Here is a 16,840-nt window from a genome sequence, read left to right as displayed (position 1 = left end):
TTGTACTCTCAGCCATTTTTACTTAGTTTAATTCAAATTTGGGTTGTAAGTAAATATTTTATATTCTTGTTATTGAACTTTAAAATCCATTATCAGCTTGATAAAGCGCTCTGATAACTCTTGATAGCAGTCTAAATCAATCCTGCCATCTCGTGTAGATTCTTTTAGTAATAAAGGTTGAAACTGCTGGTACAAATGTACCATTGCTTCATGGTCACCTTTTTGAGCTTTAATTGCTAAAGAAGTAAGAGTTTCCATATTGTATTCCTCCCATAGATAATTTATTAATTTTTTATGGGAGAGGAGGGGGAGCTCGTATATGAACGAATTGGAGATTATCTTTTCATTAACCCCTTTAACTTTTCTAATAACCTTTTTTTATAAATAGAAATTGCCTGCTGTGATATTTCCTTTTCTTTTGCAAGTTGAGTATCACTTTTTTTTACAACATATTTTTCTAGTAGAAATCTCTTTTCTTTAATATTAAGTTGTTTGATTGCTTTTATAAGCATTTCATCTTCAAAATATGTTTCAAAGTTTTTCAAGTCAAGTAACGGCATATTGATAATATTAAAATAGTTATCTGTGTAAGAAGAATCAAGTGTGATATCTTGAAAATCGGTGAGTAGTAGTCTAGTAGAGTAGTTTCTCTTTTTTCTATAATAGTTGTTTGTATGATAGTGTATGCCTATATGGATGTATTTTTTTAGTTTGTTATCACTTGGAGTATTGTCCATGTGAACTACCTCCTTTATCTATGTGACTTTTCCGCATGTCTATACTGCCAAAAACCTCTATGAACTTTTTCAACTGGCAAGCTAATATCGTCTACCATTTTTGGTAAAATGTTATTTACTAGATTTTTATAACCTAGATTAAAATGTAGATTTTTAGTGACTACAGAATAAATTTGTGAGACATTCATTGGTATGCCAGAAGTTTTCAGGACATAGCAAATATCTTTAGAAATAATGTCATAGGGGATAGAAGAAGGTTTTATTTTTTGATCATTAAATTTTGCGTAATCAATTTCTTTCTTTGGAATAATAGTCGTTTTAGTGTATGGTTGTTCTTCAGAAATAGTATTTTCAATTTCTTCTATTTGTTTTAATCGTTTTTCGATTGCCTCATAAAGACTGGTAATTGCTTTTCTCTCATGGATTAATTCAACTATAAGTTTCATAAGCGTTCTTTTTTCTTCTAATAAATTCAAAATAATCACCTCTTTATTAATAAGAGGTTTTAAAGCCATTCAATAACAACAAAAAAACTATCAATTAATTTTTGATAGTTTCTATATAGTAGTATTTAAGGAAAGTGAAGAGGTAGTCATCGAACATCACGATATTGAATCAATCCAAATGAAATTAGACTAAGAAATAAGGACCAGATACCTTGAACTAATAAACCCTGAGAACCATTTAATAAAGTAGTTGTATGGGTTGTAAAAAAAAGATTCATGGTTGCTAAATCGGGTAAGTATTTTGCAAATGCAGTCATTGCGAATAACATTTGACTTAATCCAAGAATAAGAGAGAACATTATTGCAATCGGTAAAATGTGTGATTTGGTAATGATGGTCAAAAAGACTGTAATCCAAGTTATTAGCGTCCAACTTAACATTGCAATAATCACTTTAATCAAAAATTCAAGAATTAAGGGGAGAGTAAAAGAGCCGTTAAATTGGATAATACCAATTCCTAAGCAAATTAAACTGGAGAATAAACCAATAATCCATACGATAACTGTTAGAAGAAATATTTTAGTAGTAATGAGTTTTATTCGAGCAGGTATTGTTAGTAAAGTTGTACGTAAATATGAATTTGAATATTCTTGACCGAAGAAACTAGCGGCTATTATAACAAGTCCCGCTTGGCTCAAAAATAAATTACGTAAACTAATGGATAATATCTCATTGGTTACCAAAGGTTGATCATTTCCAGCTCCAGAAAAAAATAATATTACAGGAGCTACTAAAATGGTTCCGATTGCGCCAAATAAGCACCAATTATAAGAGAAGAATTTGATTATTTCACTTTGAAGAATATTCTTGATCATCAATATTTTCCTCCCACGTCGCTACGAGTAAACGAATAGAATGCTATTAACATAGAAAAAAATATCCATAGAAGAAGTATCAATATACCTTTTACTGGATCATGAGAATAAGATTTAACCGGAGTAGCAACAATATGATTTCCTGCTGCTACGGGTAGATATTCCCCCCAGGACCATTTCTCTGCTAGATAACTTCCAAGATTGTAGATTTGAGGAACTAGAAATATCAATGGAACAATCATATTTCTAAAAATTAAGCCAATCAAAAAGGATAAAACTGTTAATAATGTCCAATCTAATGTAGTGTAGCCAATAAACTTCCAAGCTGTTAGACTTAAAATGAATGGGTTCAATCCTAAACTACCTAATCTAACATGTGTAATCGCAACGGTTATAAATATTGAAATAAATGAAACTAATATAGTCGAAATCAAAATAGTTAGTAGTTTGGCATTAAAAAGTTCTTTACGCTTATTACTATATAACATGGTTGTACGTAAATTATGATTTTTATATTCACTAGCTCCGCTAATTCCGCCCCATATTACAATTGGAAGTACTCCAAATAGAGCGGCATCAAAGCCAAAATAATCTAGTGGAGGTATAGCTTCTAATAAATCTGGATGTGTTGCAGGAGTTGCATCTAATCCTATGGAAAGTAACTGATCAGCTTCTAATAATCCAAGTAAGGGTTGAAGAACGATCACTAATCCAAAAACTATCCAGCAGCCACGACTATTTATCAGTTTAGAAAATTCGGAATAAGTTACTTTAACAAAACTCATGATTAATTTCCTCCCTCAGTAAGTAGAAAGAATACATCTTCTAATGTTTCAATGCTTTGCATCACTTCATGAAGTTCACCAGTAACAACAATCTGACCTTTGTTAATGATAACAACATCATCCGCAATAGCTTCGATTTCAGAAAGGTAGTGTGAGGAGAGTAATACTGTTTTTCCTTGGTCAGCTTGTCTGCGAATAAAATTTCTAAACCATTTTATTCCCATGGGATCTAAACCATTTGTTGGTTCGTCAAGAACCAGATATTGGGGATCTCCCAGCAGAGCAATAGCAATCCCTAACCTTTGCCCTTCACCTAAAGATAAGGTTCCAAGTTGTGCATGACTTTTATTTGATAGGTCGACAATATCTAAGACTTCTAAAATACGTTTATTCGGGATATTGTTACTTTTTGCAATGATTTTCAGATGCGTTTTAACTTTTCTTGATGGAGTTCCGCCAATCCCATCAAATGCCGATCCAACAATTTGCAATGGAAAGGTGAAATTACTATAATTTTTTTTACCGAAAGTTGCTGTTCCTGATAAAGGTCGGTCTAAACCGAGAAGTATTCTAAGCGTAGAGCTCTTTCCAGCTCCGTTAGGTCCAAGAAAAGCTGTTATACGTCCTTCTTTAGCCTTAAAAGTTATATTTTCTAGTATACTTTTCTTTTTATGTTGTTTACATACATTCGAAACGACAATATTTTTCAATAGTATGACTCCTTTAAATTATTTTATTTAATTTGTTTTTAAATTAAAAATTTACACTTCTCTATCCACAAATTGTTCTTTCGCTAGTTCTCGATAAAGTGGAACTGTATCAATTAGCTCATTATGATTTCCTGAACCGACAACTCTACCATGTTCAAGGACATAAATGATATCAGAATCAATTACTGTTGATAGACGATGTGCTACAACGATAACTGTTTTTTTACCTTTCAATTTATCAACTGCTTTTTTCATTCCTAATTCATTTAAGCTGTCCAAATTAGAGGTTAATTCATCAAGTAATACAATTTCTGCGGATGACAAAAGAGAGCGTGCCATAGCCAAACGCTGTCTTTCTCCACCAGAGAGATTTGCTCCAGACTCTCCAACCTGCATATCAAGCCCTTTAGAATCTCTATCTAATAAATGATGAAGATTGACTTCTTCCAATACTTCGATGCAGTTTGAATCAGATATTTCAGAATTTCCTAAAAGTAGGTTGTCGCGTAGTGTCCCAGATATAACAGGAGCGTCTTGCTCAACATAAGTGATGTAGTTTCGAAGCTCTTCTCTGCTATAATGCCTATAATCCTTTCCTTGAACGAATATCTGACCACTGTCAGGATCATAAAATCTTTCAATTAATTGAAGCATTGTGCTTTTCCCTGCACCAGAGGGACCTACAATTGCAGTTCTTTTTCCCTTTTCTGCACGTAACGTTACTTCTTTGAGAATCATACTATCTTCTTTTTCCTTAGGATCAGAACCAAATTTTATTTTGTTATATCCAAAGCTGATTTTTTCAAAATAGACTGCAGTTTCTTCAGTTATTAAATTTGAACTGGGGGGAATAGCGGGAGTGACATCATAGTCACTTTCTAATGCAAGTTCTAATAATTCACGAATTCTAGCAAAAGCACCGAGTGATTCGCCAACGCCTCCGAAGGCATTGAAAACTTGTCCTATCGGACCAATCATTGTATATAGTAGCAAAGCAAATGCAATTAAGTCAGCCACAGACATTAAACCAATAGACACACGATATCCACCTATTCCCAGTACAATTAGACCAGATAGTTGCAGAGTCATATTAGAAATAGGAGTCATGAATGCTTGTATTTTAGCTAGTCTTATTCCAATATTACGCAATCGTTCTGCTTGCAGTTTAGATTTTTCTTCCTCTATGTCTGTTGCGTTTGTTGCACGAATTGTTCTGATAGCATGTAAATCACGCTCGATATCTCCACTTAATTTCCCTAACTCTTTTTGTGCAGAAAAACTAGCTTTTTGTATAGTTTTACTCATAATGATGGTTCCAATAAAAGATACACAAACTGTTGAAAGAGCCATAAAAAATAGCAAGGAATCTCTCAAAATCATCCCGATAGCTGCCCCAACAACAACTAAAAAACCACTACTTAACGCAATACTTACTTGTATTAAAGCCATTCTCAATTTAGAGGAGTCACCACTAACCCTACTTAGTAGATCACCTACACTTCTTGTATCGTACTCGTGGATTGGTAATCTTAATAAATGACTAATTAAACTTTTTCGCGCTTTAAAAACGACCCCTTCACCAATTATTTGTAGCAAATAATATTGAACCGCTGTTAAAATCGTTGATAATATCAACACTATAATGAGAATTCCTAAACTTGAATTAATCTTAATTCCTGTATTTGATTGATCAATTAAATTAGCAACAAGGTTAGGTTGAGCGAGGGTTAAAGCCGCACTGATTAATCCTAATATTCCAACGCAAATGAATTCCCAATTATGCCCTTTTGCTAATGCAAACAGGGACCTAATATTTACTGAAGGTGTATGGTTCTCAGGATTAATAATTTCGGACTCCTTTTTTTTACGTTCTATATTTTCTTGTTTTATTTTTTTTAAATACGATTCCTTTCTGAGGATATTATTTGAACGGTGTGGAACACATATCGCTTTAGAATATATTTGAACTTCTGCGGGCTCTCCAATAGGGCATTCATTCAGCTCTATCCATGCATGTGCTCTAAATGGCTCTTGTGCATACCCAGTACACCAACTTACTGATTTACGTTGTAGCCACAGTACTAATACAACAGCAAGTGATCGTCTAAGACATCCTTCTTGACTTCTACATCTACTACTTACGATACACACTGCGTTTCGCGCAGTTTTTACCTGTTTTTCTGATGCGGGGGGATTGTTTTTTATTAGCTTCACCAATATTTTTTCAATTCTCCCAGGGGACATCCAATTAAGCGGTGCAGACAGTATTAAACTCAAACGAGCCAGAAATCTCGCACTAAAAGATACCGGATCTATTTGTTCTGGAAAAAGTTGGATATTCATTATGCAAGTTTCATCTCCTTCAAAAGAGCCATAAACTCAGCAACATCTGTTTCCGCTTGAGCTTTATCTAGAGAAAATAAAGTTTCCAATTGTAGTGCTAACTCATCTACCGTCAATCCTTTACTCAAACCTTCCAACATAGAAACTCCAGAAGCATTTACTTGGAAATAAATTCCTCTATTTTTATCCAAAACGATTGCGCCATCATCTTGGCTAATAATTTTCAACTCTCTTTTTACTTTTCTCATTAATATTATTCCTCCTTTTTAGAAAATAACTATAACTAAGTAAGTAGCAACTTCCTTCTATTTTGAGTTCTTTTTTAAAGCTACACGAAGCCAGCGTTCAACAGCTGCTAATCTTTCAAAGGCTTCAACTCTAGTATGTAGAGCAGAAGGCATTGATAATTCAGAAATTAGTATATCTGCATCTATAATTCCCAATTCAACTAATTTGAATTGGTGCACTTGCTGGGAATACTTTTTTACGGCTTCCTTGTAACTTTTATATAAACTGGTGGAATAGTCTCCTTTAAATCCACGTGTAAAAATATTTTTTGAAACAAGTCCTTTAGTGGCATTATATAAAATCGATTTTGTTACAGTATGATCTTGTCTATAACGAGCTGGTATAGCTAACGAGTAATTAATAATGTTGACATCTAAAAAAGGAGCTTGCCAAGTCATACCGTTAACACCATATATGTTGTTAATCTGAGTTACTAAATGTCTTTGAAAGAGTAGAGATTCGATCATTTGGTGTCGAGAACGATCGGAGTCTAAAGAATTCGGTGTGTTATCTAATTTATTTATTAGAGCTTTATAACTTAATTCTCGGTAAGTCTTCGTAAGCCAATTAGGTACCGTGACTGGACCGCACCAATTGAGTGCTGAGTTTTGACGAGTTGGTTTAGCATAGCCAAATCCTTTATCTATTTCATTTTTTACAGCTTCCTTAAAGGAATTATTATTTATTAGATCTACTGTCCCAACCGAAATAGGAATCCGATTTAGTAAACAATATCGTAAGCCTAAGTCTATACTGCGTAATTTATTTTGGCGTACAAGAGACCATGCGTTAGCAGGCATAGGTGTGAATAATTCATCCCCGCCAAGACCGGTAAAATGAGTGGCATTGGCGGGAGTTAATGCTGAATTTTCTATGGATTCAACATATCCCTCTGTATCTGCCCAAAATAATGGAGAATCTGGCAACACTGAGTTTGAGTAATCCCTATCAATTTCAAAATTTTTCCCCGAGCTACCTAAAGAAGGTAATGAAGTAAATATGGCGTTAATATCGTTTGAGATTAATTTTGCCCATGTAGAATCGCTATTCCATTCGCTATCAGCGTTTGCGTGATAAAGTTTAACATTAGCTTGAAGAGCTTTTAAGATATAAATAATTGTTGCTGAATCAACTCCACCTGAAAGGTCAGCGGATATCTCAGAGTAACTAACTGTATTTTGACTAAGCAATTCTAGAAGGCGCTCTCGTATTTTTGAATAAATAGATTCGACTTTGTTTTCTAAGTTTGGAGGTGTCCAAGTTTGTATGGTTTCTAAGATTCCATTTGTTGTACATTTCAAAATATAGAATGGTTGGATCGTGTTTACATTTTCCCATAATGGAATATTTTGGAATGGGTAGTATGGTAAATTATGAATTAGATTTAATGCAAGAGCCGATTTAGAAATTGGTAAATTAAGAAATAATGCGATATTTGCTGATGAATCACTAATGATTAGTCCATCATTTGAGTCCGCCCATGAAAGAGAAACATCAAATAATGATCCTCCCATAAATAGTCCTTCTTTAGTTATTAAAACAAATACGCCTTTAGAAATATTTGCTTGAAGATAATCTAACATGTTTTCTGTAGAAGTGTAGTTAAATTGGTCTTTATTACAAAATATTCTTGAATATTCAGAAGAAATACAGTAAATTTCAAATTGATCACGTGTATGTTGAGAGTACTCGGTATTGGATACCAGCAGTATATTAGTGTAGTCTGTAGTAATACGTTTTTGAAACATCGATTTTTTTGAGGATATTGAGATATTTGATTTGTTTACAATAATTAGAAACACCTCCCTAAATAAAGACTATGCGGATTATTAAAAAAGGTCATCGAATTACATAATTCGATGACCACTAGCATAATTATTCCCCGTTTTTCTATCCTAGTAATAAATTACAACTTGGAAAAGAGCGCGGCCACCAAATACATCTCTAAATTTACCTGTCCAAAGACCACGAGTAGATTCTTTAAAACCTGCAATTTTTTCAATTGATGGTTTACTGTAATTTTGCTTTGTCATAGAGTTCACCTCCTTCATAGTTGGTGTATACTAAATTTTCTAATTCAAGTAAACTAGAAAATAGTTACTTTGATTACTTAGTACTGAAAAATGAGTATAGGAAATTCTTGACATTTATATTTTAGTTAAACAAAACAGCCGGAATCAGGAAACGGTATACTCTTAATTCGTTGTTTTTAAGGTTAAGTAGCTTTTTTCTATTCAACTAACATATTAATCATACAAAAAAAAGGGTTATTTGTAATGAGTATATTGTGCAATTATTTAAGAAAGAGTATGATGAAGTTAACATTAAAATACACACAGAGTGGAATATAAATAAAATCTGTATTGTTTAATACATTAGTGGGATATTAGAGAATTTTATTCAAACTATGAATTCAAAATTAGTATCTTTAAAAAAACGAAAACCCATAGAATAGTGAAGGAATACTTAGATTGGAGAAAAGTGTATGAAAGAAAAATTTGCTTATTTATTATCTTTATTTGTATTCTTGGTGATAGCTCTACTTACTATTAAGCAGAATGACTATTTGTATGGATCACAAGCAGTAACTGTTGTACCGATTATTGTTGTACTTATTCTTTTTTGCGCAGTTATTATTTTTGTCTCTAAAGATATTAAAAAGATTAGATACTTCGCTGTACTTACTTTTTTTACTTCCATTTCCTTAGCAATAGGATTATTTCCTTATTCTTTTGTGCATCCTGTCAAATCCCTGCTAATTTCATTTTTACCTTACTTTGTCTATAAATTTTTTATCACTTTTAACTTAATTTCGATCTCATCTGTTTCTAAAAAAATTGATCAAATTTTATTTATACAATCTATTATTGTATCCATGTTACTGCTTCTTAATTTTGAAAAATTCACATGGATGGTGAGTACAGTAATCATTTTGGATATTTTTGGTTGTTTATTTTTATATTTTAAAGGAAAAGATCGACTAACCATTCGAACAAAAAAAGAACAAGTTTTTCTAATTCGAATACTAGTTTTATCGCTATTTTCGTTAATTATTTCTACTTCAATTTTAAGTGGGTTGACTCTTTTTCTTATACCAATCACAGTCGGAATTATTTTAATAAAACGTAATGAAATTAGCTTAGATAAAGTTTCAATTATTATAAATTTAGTTACTCATCTTATTTGTATAGGAATCTTCTTCATTATTAATTTTTATTTTCTTCGATTATCTATACTTGATATCTATTTTATTTCTATTTTTTATTGTCTGATTTTGTTTATCCTTTATTTGAAGAATTGGTATCTGAGTAGTATTGAGGTGAGTCGAATTCAACAAAGAAAGAAAGATTTCCAAAAAGAAAAGATTGATATTGTACAAACTATCAGTAAAGAAAAGACTTTGTCTTCAGTAGGTACTTTAATTAGTACAATCTTCTTGCAACATTACGAAATAAATAGTTATTTAATGGTTTGGAAAGATCAATACCAACCATATATTTTGTCTAGCTCAGGAGAATTTTCTAAACTGATTTTAACGAATAAAATTATTGCTGAATTTGAACGCGACTCTAACATATTCCATTATCACAACAATAAATATAGAAAATTCACTTTTTTTGAGAATAAACAAATTTTAGGTTGGTTACTCATAGATAGAGAAGAAGACTCTGACTTGGCGAATATGAAACATGAAGAAATAAATGATTTAGTTTGTGTTGCTGGTAAAATAATTATTGAAAATGAACGCTTATATGATATTAAACAAGAAGCATTAAAAATAGAAAGTTTATCTTATGATGAATACGTGAACTATGAATATTTAAACATGGTGCAAAATTTTCATAAAGATTTTTCATTTTTTATTCATGACAATGTTTTACAAAATATTTTGGCTTTAAAAAAACTAATCGAATCTATGTCTACTGAAAATGTAGAAACAAAGAAATTAGTATTAGAAACTTTTGACACTTTAAATAAAACTTTTAGAGACAAGATATTTGAACTATATCCTTCGACGATTGAAACAGCGCCTGTATCGCAAAGCATTCGAATTCTTTGTGATAAATTCAATGAGGGACAAGAATCTATATTTGTTAATTTTTATTGTCCACAAGAAACGCATCTAAAAAAAAAAGAGAAATTTCATATTTATCGAATTATACAAGAGTTAATAACTAATGCTCTAAAATACTCTCGAGCAACAGTAATTTTTGTTTCTCTCATTCAAAGGGATTTTTATATAGAATGTATTGTACAAGATGATGGCACAGGCTTTGATTATAGCAAAATAAAACTTAGAGAATTTGAAAATAAACATTTTGGTATTCTATCAATAAATCAAGAGGTTAATTCATTAAATGGAAAAATGAGAGTATCGTCTGTAAATCCACATGGTACAAAATTTACAATAACTTTACCGATTGCAAAGGAGGATATAGATCCATGAAAGTATATTTACTAGACGATCATGCACTTTTCTCTAAAAGTCTTGAAATTGCATTTCAACCAATGGATATCTCAATTACTAGTTTTACTAATCCAGAATTTTTTTTAAATAAACTAAAAAAGGAGCAACCAGATTTAGCATTATTGGATATCCATATTGGAGAGTTAAGTGGATTTGAAATATCTAAAGAGATTATTGGAAAATTTCCAAATCAAAAAGTAGTTTTTTTATCAGGTTTTGATTTAATTGAATACAAGAATGAAGCAATAAAATCTGGAGCATGGGGACTATTAAATAAAAATGTAACAATTGAAGAATTGTATGATGATTTACAAAAAATACATAGTGGAACTAATCTGCTACCCAAGTGCCAAAGTACATTAGATGTTCTTAGTAAACGAGAAAAAGAGATACTAAAATGTGCTGCAGAAGGTTTTAAGCAGCAGGAGATAGCGGAACAACTTCATATCAGTAGAAGAACTGTAAATAATCATCTTGTATCCATAAATAATAAACTAGGGGTAAATTCAACCGTTTCTGCAATTATTCAAGCTATTGAATTGGGAATTATTAGAGTAAAAGGATATTGATACTAAAAAATGTTAAAATTATCAAACATTTATTCAGAAAGATATACTGTTTACGGAATACCATAACCCATGATATAAGGGCTATTCTTTTCATAACTTAGTTTGGCAATTTTGTCTCCTGAATTACCTTCAATTGTGTAAACAATGTTATTTTCTGTTTTTTCAACAATTCCTACATGGTCGCTAACAGAATCACCATCCCAGTCAAAAAAGATGATATTACCACTTTTAGGCAAATTTCCTTTCCCCAACCACTGATTTTTAGTTTTAAAATTTTCAATACCTGTTGGGCAATAAGCGAACCGTTCCATTTTAACCCCAGCTTTTTCAGCATTATAAGAAACAAAAATAGCGCACCATTCTACACGTCCATTAAAGCCATACCATTGCCAATATTTCGTTCCACCTTCATGTGTTCCTTCATCCAATTCTTTAAGTGCTGCCTTTACAATTGCTGCATTCCCTTGACTATTGTTGTTGGAAGTAGATGTGATATATTGTTTAACAATTTGAGCATAAAACATATTGCCATACGTATAACGATAATCATAACCTAAGTTGACAGCTATAGGATTAGTGTAAGTGACTGTTTTTCCACCTGCTTGAGTTTTTGAGAATTGAATCGCATTATCCAGAGAGTAGCTCTTACCTGAATGACTTAGAAAGCCACCGCCAAAATTATAGGCTTGTACAATATTTAAAACATCGTAATCACGATGCCCTTTCCACATATCTGCAAAATATTTTACGCCAACTTCAATGGATTCGTTTGGATCTTGAATTGAATTTGGTGGCTTTCCTTGGCTTTCGGAACATTGCATTATATCGGGATGTTTTTCTGAATTTCCACCTGATTCTGCCATAATAATTCCTAATAAATAAGGAACAGCTTCGGAAATTTCATTTTTAGTTGCTTCCTTTGTGACTTTATCTTTCCAACGAAGCACTGCTTCTGGAAGGTTTTGTCCTTCTTCAGAGGCTGTGTGTGTAGTAGAAGAACTACTGCCAGTAATGAGCATAAAAAAAACGAAAAAGAAGCCCAAAAAAAGCAAGGGAAACAACTTACGCATTTTCATAGGCTTGTTCCTCACTAAATTCTGGCGTAGTATAGGTTTCTTTCCTTAGATGACTGATTTCTTTTTCTAGTTGCTGAGCTTCTTGTTCTGTAACTGGAGAAGGGAGGTGTGGCTCTGTTTCTGATGAGTCGTCCTTTACATTGCTTGTTTCAATGACTGAATCAACAGGTATTTCTGTTTCTTCTGTTAAAGCATTTGGGCTAAGCAAATTATCATCAACCTCTTCTGTAGGTAATGCGGTTTCAGCGAGTAAGCCTTTGCCATTCATTAAAACGGAAAGGAAGAAAATAAATTTTGCTAAATATGATTTTCCATTTCCAGTGGGTCCTGTGATAGCGATATGAGGACTATTTGCTTTTTTATCTGCAATGTCATTTTGGTTACCTATGGAGGGATTGAAGAAAACAGGTTTGCGACTGGTCTTTGCAACTTCTTTTGGAGTTAGGTTTCGAGTATTTTTCAATTCTGAGACCATACCAATCGGAATTCCTACGTTATCACCAATTCGATTTTCAACACTCAATAACATTTCACTGATGCCTTCAACTGTGGTGTAATGAAGCCAATTTTTTTCTTGTCCTAGTTTGTTACCAGCTAAAAATTGATGGAAGAGAAAAACTTGATCGGCTAACCCTTTTACAATTTCTACATTTCGTGATTGGCATAAAGAAATGACGGTACGAATCCGACCACGACATTCTTCTGGTGTTTGTCCAAAGACCCCAAAAAGTCCCAGCCATTTAATGACAGGGACTCTTAAATCTATTTTATTGTTTAGGTCGGTTAAAGCGTAACGATTAAAACGGCTGGATTTCATTTCGGCATCCCCCATAGAGACTGTTTCTTTTGCGCTATTTTTTAACCTTTTCGCTGCACGAGAAGACTTTCCTTTTAATCCTCTACCACCTTTTAAGGGTTCAAAATGCCCTTTGAGTCGAAATTCCACTGGAAAGGGAAGGCTTTGTACGACTTCAGCTACATGATTAAATGCCAAATTTGGGGAAAATTTATGAATGGGAAGCAAAAGTCATGGTTTCTTTGCCTTCTGTATCTGTTTCATAAATTTTTTGGCTATTCAAATAAAATAATTTTCCAAATGTTCTTCGTGTATCAAAATCTTTAACAATATTGTCTTCAAATTTTAAACTCATAATTTTTCTCCTTTTCTAGTTCAATGTCAGCAGTTGTTTAGCAAAAATTTGTAATTCAAGTGAGCGGCTTGCTGTTCCAATATTATTTCGTTTGGCACTAGGAACAAGTGTAACTTCACGCAGCTCTATTTCTTTACGACCTTCAAAACGTAGTGAGTTTCGTAAATTAGGAACGATGATTTCAAAGTCAGGATGAAGAGCAGAAGAAGCTGTAAAAATGCGACAAGGCACCCGTTTTCCTTCTACATAAATTTCTCGTTCTTCTTTAACCGTTGCTTTGATTTTACTTCCTAACTGGTTGTCCTTTAAGACAATGTTTGTGACACGATTGGACATCTTTTTTTCCTTCTTTCTTTTTTATTAAAAAAGGAGACATAGAAATGCCTCCAGTTTTCTAGTTATTTTTGTGTTGCTGTTTCTTCTTGTTGTAGAAGTAATAACCACCAACACTGGCTAATAGTGCACTACCTAAAATGACCCCAGCAATAGAAATGACTTCGCCAGTTTGTGGCAAGCTTCCTGTTATAGATGTTTCTTTTTTATTGGGAATCATCTCGTTCGTCATGGTACATTTGACAATCTCACCATCTTCTAGGATTTCAAACTTAATCGGCGTTTCGTCTATTTGATAGCCAGTTGGGGCTTCAAATTCTTGGAAATAATAGACTCCTCGTGGTAAGTTTTCAAAACTAAAATGACCTTGACTATCTGTTTTTCCTTCAAAAATGATTTTTTTATCCTTATCAAGAATACGAACGCCTGTATCTGGAAGCTCTTTTCCATTTGATACATCTGTTTTGGTTAGTTCAGCAATCCCTTTGACTAAATGATTTTTAATCTCCAGCAGTAGAAGTGGTTCTTGATTGGTTTGTGGTTCCTCAGTTGGTGTAGTTTCATTTGTTAATTGCTTATTTGGATTTTCTTCTTGCTTCTCTTCATTAAGGATTTCGCTAAGTAAAGTTCCTTTACTGTCATAAGCTTGAATTCCTTTTAGAGTAGAGATAATTTGATAGGTCTCAGGAGATAGAACATACTGTTCAGAAGCTGGTTGTTTTTCTTTCAAATAGAATGTTCCCGCAGGGATATTGGTAAAGGTAGCAAGAGATTGTTCATCTACAGTAACTGTTTGAATCACTTCTTTTTCCTCATTTTCTAAAGTGAAAATAGCGCCTTTTCCATTACCTGTGAAGGTAAAAGCATAACCATTTTTTTCTTTTAAAGTGGCTTCTTCATTCACTTTTTTTAGTGAAAACTGATTGAAGTGAAGCTTATTTAAAAGTGGTGTAGATTCATCCTCTGAGTTTTCTTTGGGAGCATAAATATCAATTACTTTTTCTGATTCGTGGTCTGCTGCTGTAAACTCAAATTCATGATGGCTAGTATCAATATCATGATTCTCACCAGCATCTAATTCTTTGATATAATAGTTCCCTTCCATCAATTGTTGAGTAGAGAACGTAAGCTCACCATCTTTTACTGTTCCAAATCCTAGTAGAGAATCCGCTGGCAGCATTGTTTTATCTGTCATTGTAAAGTCTTGATTGGTGAACAGACCGAATATTTTGTCGTTGGCTTTGATCTCTTCGATAACTGGTTTATTTTCTTTCCATTCCTGAATCTGCTCTTCGTTCTTATGGAAAGTGATCTTTAGTTGTTGGAAGTCGTTTTTTGCTTCAATAGATTGAGATACGAGTTCAACATTTTGTCCCTCATAGGTGAATTCAAAAGGGAGCGGGGTTGTATTCATCAAGTAACCAGCAGGTGCAGCTGTTTCAATGGCTTCATATTTTCCTAGATATAGTTTTGGCATATCAATTAGTTCACCATTTTTATCTGTTTGAATAGTAGCAACTATACTGCCTTTTTTCGCATGAACATAATTGCCTACTTTAATATCTTCACGAGCTTTAATTGTAAAAGTTACATCCGCCAATGGAATATAATCGAAAGAGATTTCATGTAGCTTTCCGTAGTCTGAATCAGTAGTTGTCACACTGGCAGCTTTCTGTCCTGTTTTCTTTAAATGTAGCAAGCCTTGTTGGGCTTTATTGTTGAAAACAACTTCAACGGTTTTGTTAGGCTCAATTGTGATTTCTTTTGATTTTCCTTTATTCACAAAACCATTGTTGGCTGTCACCTCAGTAATTTTCACTTTTGTACCAGCTTTTAAATCATTGATTTGAGCGAAACCATTCGTATCAGTGACAATCTCTTTGGACTGACCGTTATACTCAAATTTCATTTTTGTGTTGGGAACAGGTTGTCCAGTATCTTCATCTACTTTTTTCAATTTGGCATTGCCGTTTAAATTGACTTTGACATTTAACTGGAAGGAGCCTGCATTAGATAATTTGAAAGTAGCTACTTTTTGTTCATTGGGTTTGTTGAAAACAAAACTTGTACCAACATCATTAGCATTTGCGATATTGTACTGTAATTTTCCTGTTTCTTTCGATGAACTGGTTGCGGTTAACTTCAATTGGTTTCCAGATTTATTTAGTTGTAAATTAGCAGAATTGCTTGCTAGATTGCCATACTTACTTAAAACACCGTTTGTATCATTAAGTGTGATTGTATCGCCAACATTTAATGTGATCGTCTGATTATTGAATGAAGGTTTGGTATTGTGCGCATTCACTTTTGCTAGGATTTCATTTTTTCGATTTTGATAGTTGGGAAGGGTAGTGGATAGTAGCTGATCACCAAATGATTCCCAAATCATATTCTGAGTAATCCCATAGTTTTCACTTGTAGGATTCGTTTTATAGCCATAATAGGCAATCAGAGACAAGCGATCTTTTTCAGCGATTGTGAGTTCTGATGGATCAAAACCAGAACCACCGTTCAAAATGGTACCATGTTCAATACAAAAGGCAGGTTCCCCCTCCGCTTTAATCATATGAACACCATCGTCTGTCCAGTGAAGACCAGCAGGATTCGCTAAATACCAAGTAGAAACGTAATCAGCAATTCTTGTGTAGTTGACGGTAGCAGCAAGGGCAGTAATTGGAGTTGCAAAAAAACTAGCCATAATTACTATCAATGCAAGATAGCTGGCTAGTTTGTGCTTTTTATATTTAGTTGTCATTGTTTCTTTTCCTCCTTGAGTTATTTTTGTTTTTTTTTTTTAGTTAAGAGAGGGACTTCTGATTGGTGGGAACAATGGTTTTGGTTTAACTCCTTTTTGATTAGTATTCATTGTAAAATAAAAAGACGTCCCTGTATAAGAAACGTCTTCGGTATTACAATTAACTTCCTTTAGTAAATAAGGCTCATTGTCAACTAGTGTTGGTGAAAGAAATACAAGAGAATAAAGCCAAGCAGTTAAGGGGCCCTACCTAGCTGCTTGTTTTTCATGCATGGATTCTGTTAATGAGGGTTCTTTTTAACTT

Annotated in this window: 16 protein-coding genes and 1 pseudogene; 2 read left to right on the top strand and 15 right to left on the bottom strand. The window is 33.1% G+C overall.

Annotated features, from left to right (window positions below; all coding sequences use genetic code 11):
* Positions 1–69: 69 nt before the first annotated feature.
* The 10 genes from IW492_RS01560 to IW492_RS01515 form a co-directional block, all read right to left on the bottom strand.
* Entirely contained in the window at positions 70–258 is a 189-nt protein-coding gene (locus tag IW492_RS01560; RefSeq protein ID WP_202064466.1) for a helix-turn-helix domain-containing protein, read from the bottom strand.
* A gap of 77 nt (positions 259–335) precedes the next feature.
* Positions 336–737, bottom strand: coding sequence for a sigma-70 family RNA polymerase sigma factor (locus IW492_RS01555; protein ID WP_202064463.1), 402 nt, complete (start codon positions 735–737; stop codon positions 336–338).
* 14 nt (positions 738–751) lie between these two features.
* The gene (locus IW492_RS17910) at positions 752–1,213 is read right to left on the bottom strand and encodes a hypothetical protein (protein ID WP_236671741.1); all 462 of its coding nucleotides are present in this window, start codon (positions 1,211–1,213) and stop codon (positions 752–754) included.
* 116 nt (positions 1,214–1,329) lie between these two features.
* Positions 1,330–2,058, bottom strand: a complete 729-nt coding sequence (locus tag IW492_RS01545; protein ID WP_202064461.1) for an ABC transporter permease — start codon at positions 2,056–2,058, stop codon at positions 1,330–1,332.
* A complete protein-coding gene (locus IW492_RS01540) occupies positions 2,058–2,843 on the bottom strand; it encodes an ABC transporter permease (protein WP_202064460.1) in 786 nt (261 codons plus the stop codon). The genes IW492_RS01545 and IW492_RS01540 overlap by 1 nt, the downstream gene beginning before the upstream one ends.
* Positions 2,844–2,845: 2 nt before the next feature.
* The gene (locus IW492_RS01535; protein ID WP_202064459.1) at positions 2,846–3,553 is read right to left on the bottom strand and encodes an ABC transporter ATP-binding protein; all 708 of its coding nucleotides are present in this window, start codon (positions 3,551–3,553) and stop codon (positions 2,846–2,848) included.
* 51 nt (positions 3,554–3,604) lie between these two features.
* Complete coding sequence (locus IW492_RS01530) at positions 3,605–5,896, bottom strand: lasso peptide biosynthesis B2 protein (RefSeq protein ID WP_202064458.1); 2,292 nt, start codon at positions 5,894–5,896, stop codon at positions 3,605–3,607.
* Positions 5,896–6,144 (bottom strand): PqqD family protein, encoded by a 249-nt coding sequence (locus tag IW492_RS01525; RefSeq protein ID WP_202064453.1) that lies wholly within the window; start codon positions 6,142–6,144, stop codon positions 5,896–5,898. Before IW492_RS01525 ends, IW492_RS01530 begins: the two co-directional genes overlap by 1 nt.
* A gap of 57 nt (positions 6,145–6,201) precedes the next feature.
* Positions 6,202–7,932 carry an asparagine synthase-related protein gene (locus IW492_RS01520; RefSeq protein ID WP_236671740.1) on the bottom strand — a complete coding sequence of 577 codons (1,731 nt, stop codon included), beginning with the start codon at positions 7,930–7,932 and terminating at the stop codon, positions 6,202–6,204.
* Positions 7,933–8,079: 147 nt separating this feature from the next.
* Complete coding sequence (locus IW492_RS01515; RefSeq protein ID WP_002414657.1) at positions 8,080–8,217, bottom strand: hypothetical protein; 138 nt, start codon at positions 8,215–8,217, stop codon at positions 8,080–8,082.
* 452 nt (positions 8,218–8,669) lie between these two features.
* Between IW492_RS01515 and IW492_RS01510 the strand changes: the two genes are divergently transcribed.
* Positions 8,670–10,631 (top strand): sensor histidine kinase, encoded by a 1,962-nt coding sequence (locus IW492_RS01510; RefSeq protein WP_202064452.1) that lies wholly within the window; start codon positions 8,670–8,672, stop codon positions 10,629–10,631.
* Complete coding sequence (locus IW492_RS01505) at positions 10,628–11,221, top strand: response regulator transcription factor (protein ID WP_202064450.1); 594 nt, start codon at positions 10,628–10,630, stop codon at positions 11,219–11,221. Before IW492_RS01510 ends, IW492_RS01505 begins: the two co-directional genes overlap by 4 nt.
* A gap of 50 nt (positions 11,222–11,271) precedes the next feature.
* Here the strand turns inward: IW492_RS01505 and IW492_RS01500 are convergent, their stop codons facing one another.
* The 5 genes and pseudogenes from IW492_RS01500 to IW492_RS01475 all read right to left on the bottom strand — a co-directional run bounded on the left by IW492_RS01500 (position 11,272) and on the right by IW492_RS01475 (position 16,536).
* Positions 11,272–12,297: a lysozyme family protein gene (locus IW492_RS01500; RefSeq protein WP_202064449.1), complete on the bottom strand. Its 1,026-nt coding sequence runs from the start codon at positions 12,295–12,297 to the stop codon at positions 11,272–11,274.
* A pseudogene (locus IW492_RS01490) lies at positions 12,284–13,321 on the bottom strand (ATP-binding protein); the annotation flags it as partial. The gene IW492_RS01500 and the pseudogene IW492_RS01490, both read right to left, overlap by 14 nt.
* Positions 13,305–13,448 carry a hypothetical protein gene (locus IW492_RS01485; protein WP_202065057.1) on the bottom strand — a complete coding sequence of 48 codons (144 nt, stop codon included), beginning with the start codon at positions 13,446–13,448 and terminating at the stop codon, positions 13,305–13,307. The gene IW492_RS01485 and the pseudogene IW492_RS01490, both read right to left, overlap by 17 nt.
* Positions 13,449–13,463: 15 nt before the next feature.
* A complete protein-coding gene (locus IW492_RS01480; RefSeq protein ID WP_010051066.1) occupies positions 13,464–13,784 on the bottom strand; it encodes a hypothetical protein in 321 nt (106 codons plus the stop codon).
* A gap of 58 nt (positions 13,785–13,842) precedes the next feature.
* Complete coding sequence (locus tag IW492_RS01475; RefSeq protein WP_202064448.1) at positions 13,843–16,536, bottom strand: SpaA isopeptide-forming pilin-related protein; 2,694 nt, start codon at positions 16,534–16,536, stop codon at positions 13,843–13,845.
* Positions 16,537–16,840 lie beyond the last annotated feature (304 nt).

Source organism: Enterococcus sp. BWB1-3 (assembly GCF_016745275.1).
Classification (GTDB): domain Bacteria; phylum Bacillota; class Bacilli; order Lactobacillales; family Enterococcaceae; genus Enterococcus_L.
Note: the sequence above shows the minus strand (reverse complement) of the source record. Positions and strands in the feature narration are given on the sequence as shown.

Bases quoted from the DNA above. Each gene is read 5' to 3' on its own strand.
- IW492_RS01560 (WP_202064466.1), bottom strand. From the start codon at position 258: ATGGAAACTCTTACTTCTTTAGCAATTAAAGCTCAAAAAGGTGACCAT.
- IW492_RS01555 (WP_202064463.1), bottom strand. From the start codon at position 737: ATGGACAATACTCCAAGTGATAACAAACTAAAAAAATACATCCATATA.
- IW492_RS01545 (WP_202064461.1), bottom strand. From the start codon at position 2,058: ATGATCAAGAATATTCTTCAAAGTGAAATAATCAAATTCTTCTCTTAT.
- IW492_RS01540 (WP_202064460.1), bottom strand. From the start codon at position 2,843: ATGAGTTTTGTTAAAGTAACTTATTCCGAATTTTCTAAACTGATAAAT.
- IW492_RS01530 (WP_202064458.1), bottom strand. From the start codon at position 5,896: ATGAATATCCAACTTTTTCCAGAACAAATAGATCCGGTATCTTTTAGT.
- IW492_RS01525 (WP_202064453.1), bottom strand. From the start codon at position 6,144: ATGAGAAAAGTAAAAAGAGAGTTGAAAATTATTAGCCAAGATGATGGC.
- IW492_RS01520 (WP_236671740.1), bottom strand. From the start codon at position 7,932: ATGTTTCAAAAACGTATTACTACAGACTACACTAATATACTGCTGGTA.
- IW492_RS01515 (WP_002414657.1), bottom strand. From the start codon at position 8,217: ATGACAAAGCAAAATTACAGTAAACCATCAATTGAAAAAATTGCAGGT.
- IW492_RS01510 (WP_202064452.1), top strand. From the start codon at position 8,670: ATGAAAGAAAAATTTGCTTATTTATTATCTTTATTTGTATTCTTGGTG.
- IW492_RS01505 (WP_202064450.1), top strand. From the start codon at position 10,628: ATGAAAGTATATTTACTAGACGATCATGCACTTTTCTCTAAAAGTCTT.
- IW492_RS01500 (WP_202064449.1), bottom strand. From the start codon at position 12,297: ATGAAAATGCGTAAGTTGTTTCCCTTGCTTTTTTTGGGCTTCTTTTTC.
- IW492_RS01485 (WP_202065057.1), bottom strand. From the start codon at position 13,448: ATGAGTTTAAAATTTGAAGACAATATTGTTAAAGATTTTGATACACGA.
- IW492_RS01480 (WP_010051066.1), bottom strand. From the start codon at position 13,784: ATGTCCAATCGTGTCACAAACATTGTCTTAAAGGACAACCAGTTAGGA.
- IW492_RS01475 (WP_202064448.1), bottom strand. From the start codon at position 16,536: ATGACAACTAAATATAAAAAGCACAAACTAGCCAGCTATCTTGCATTG.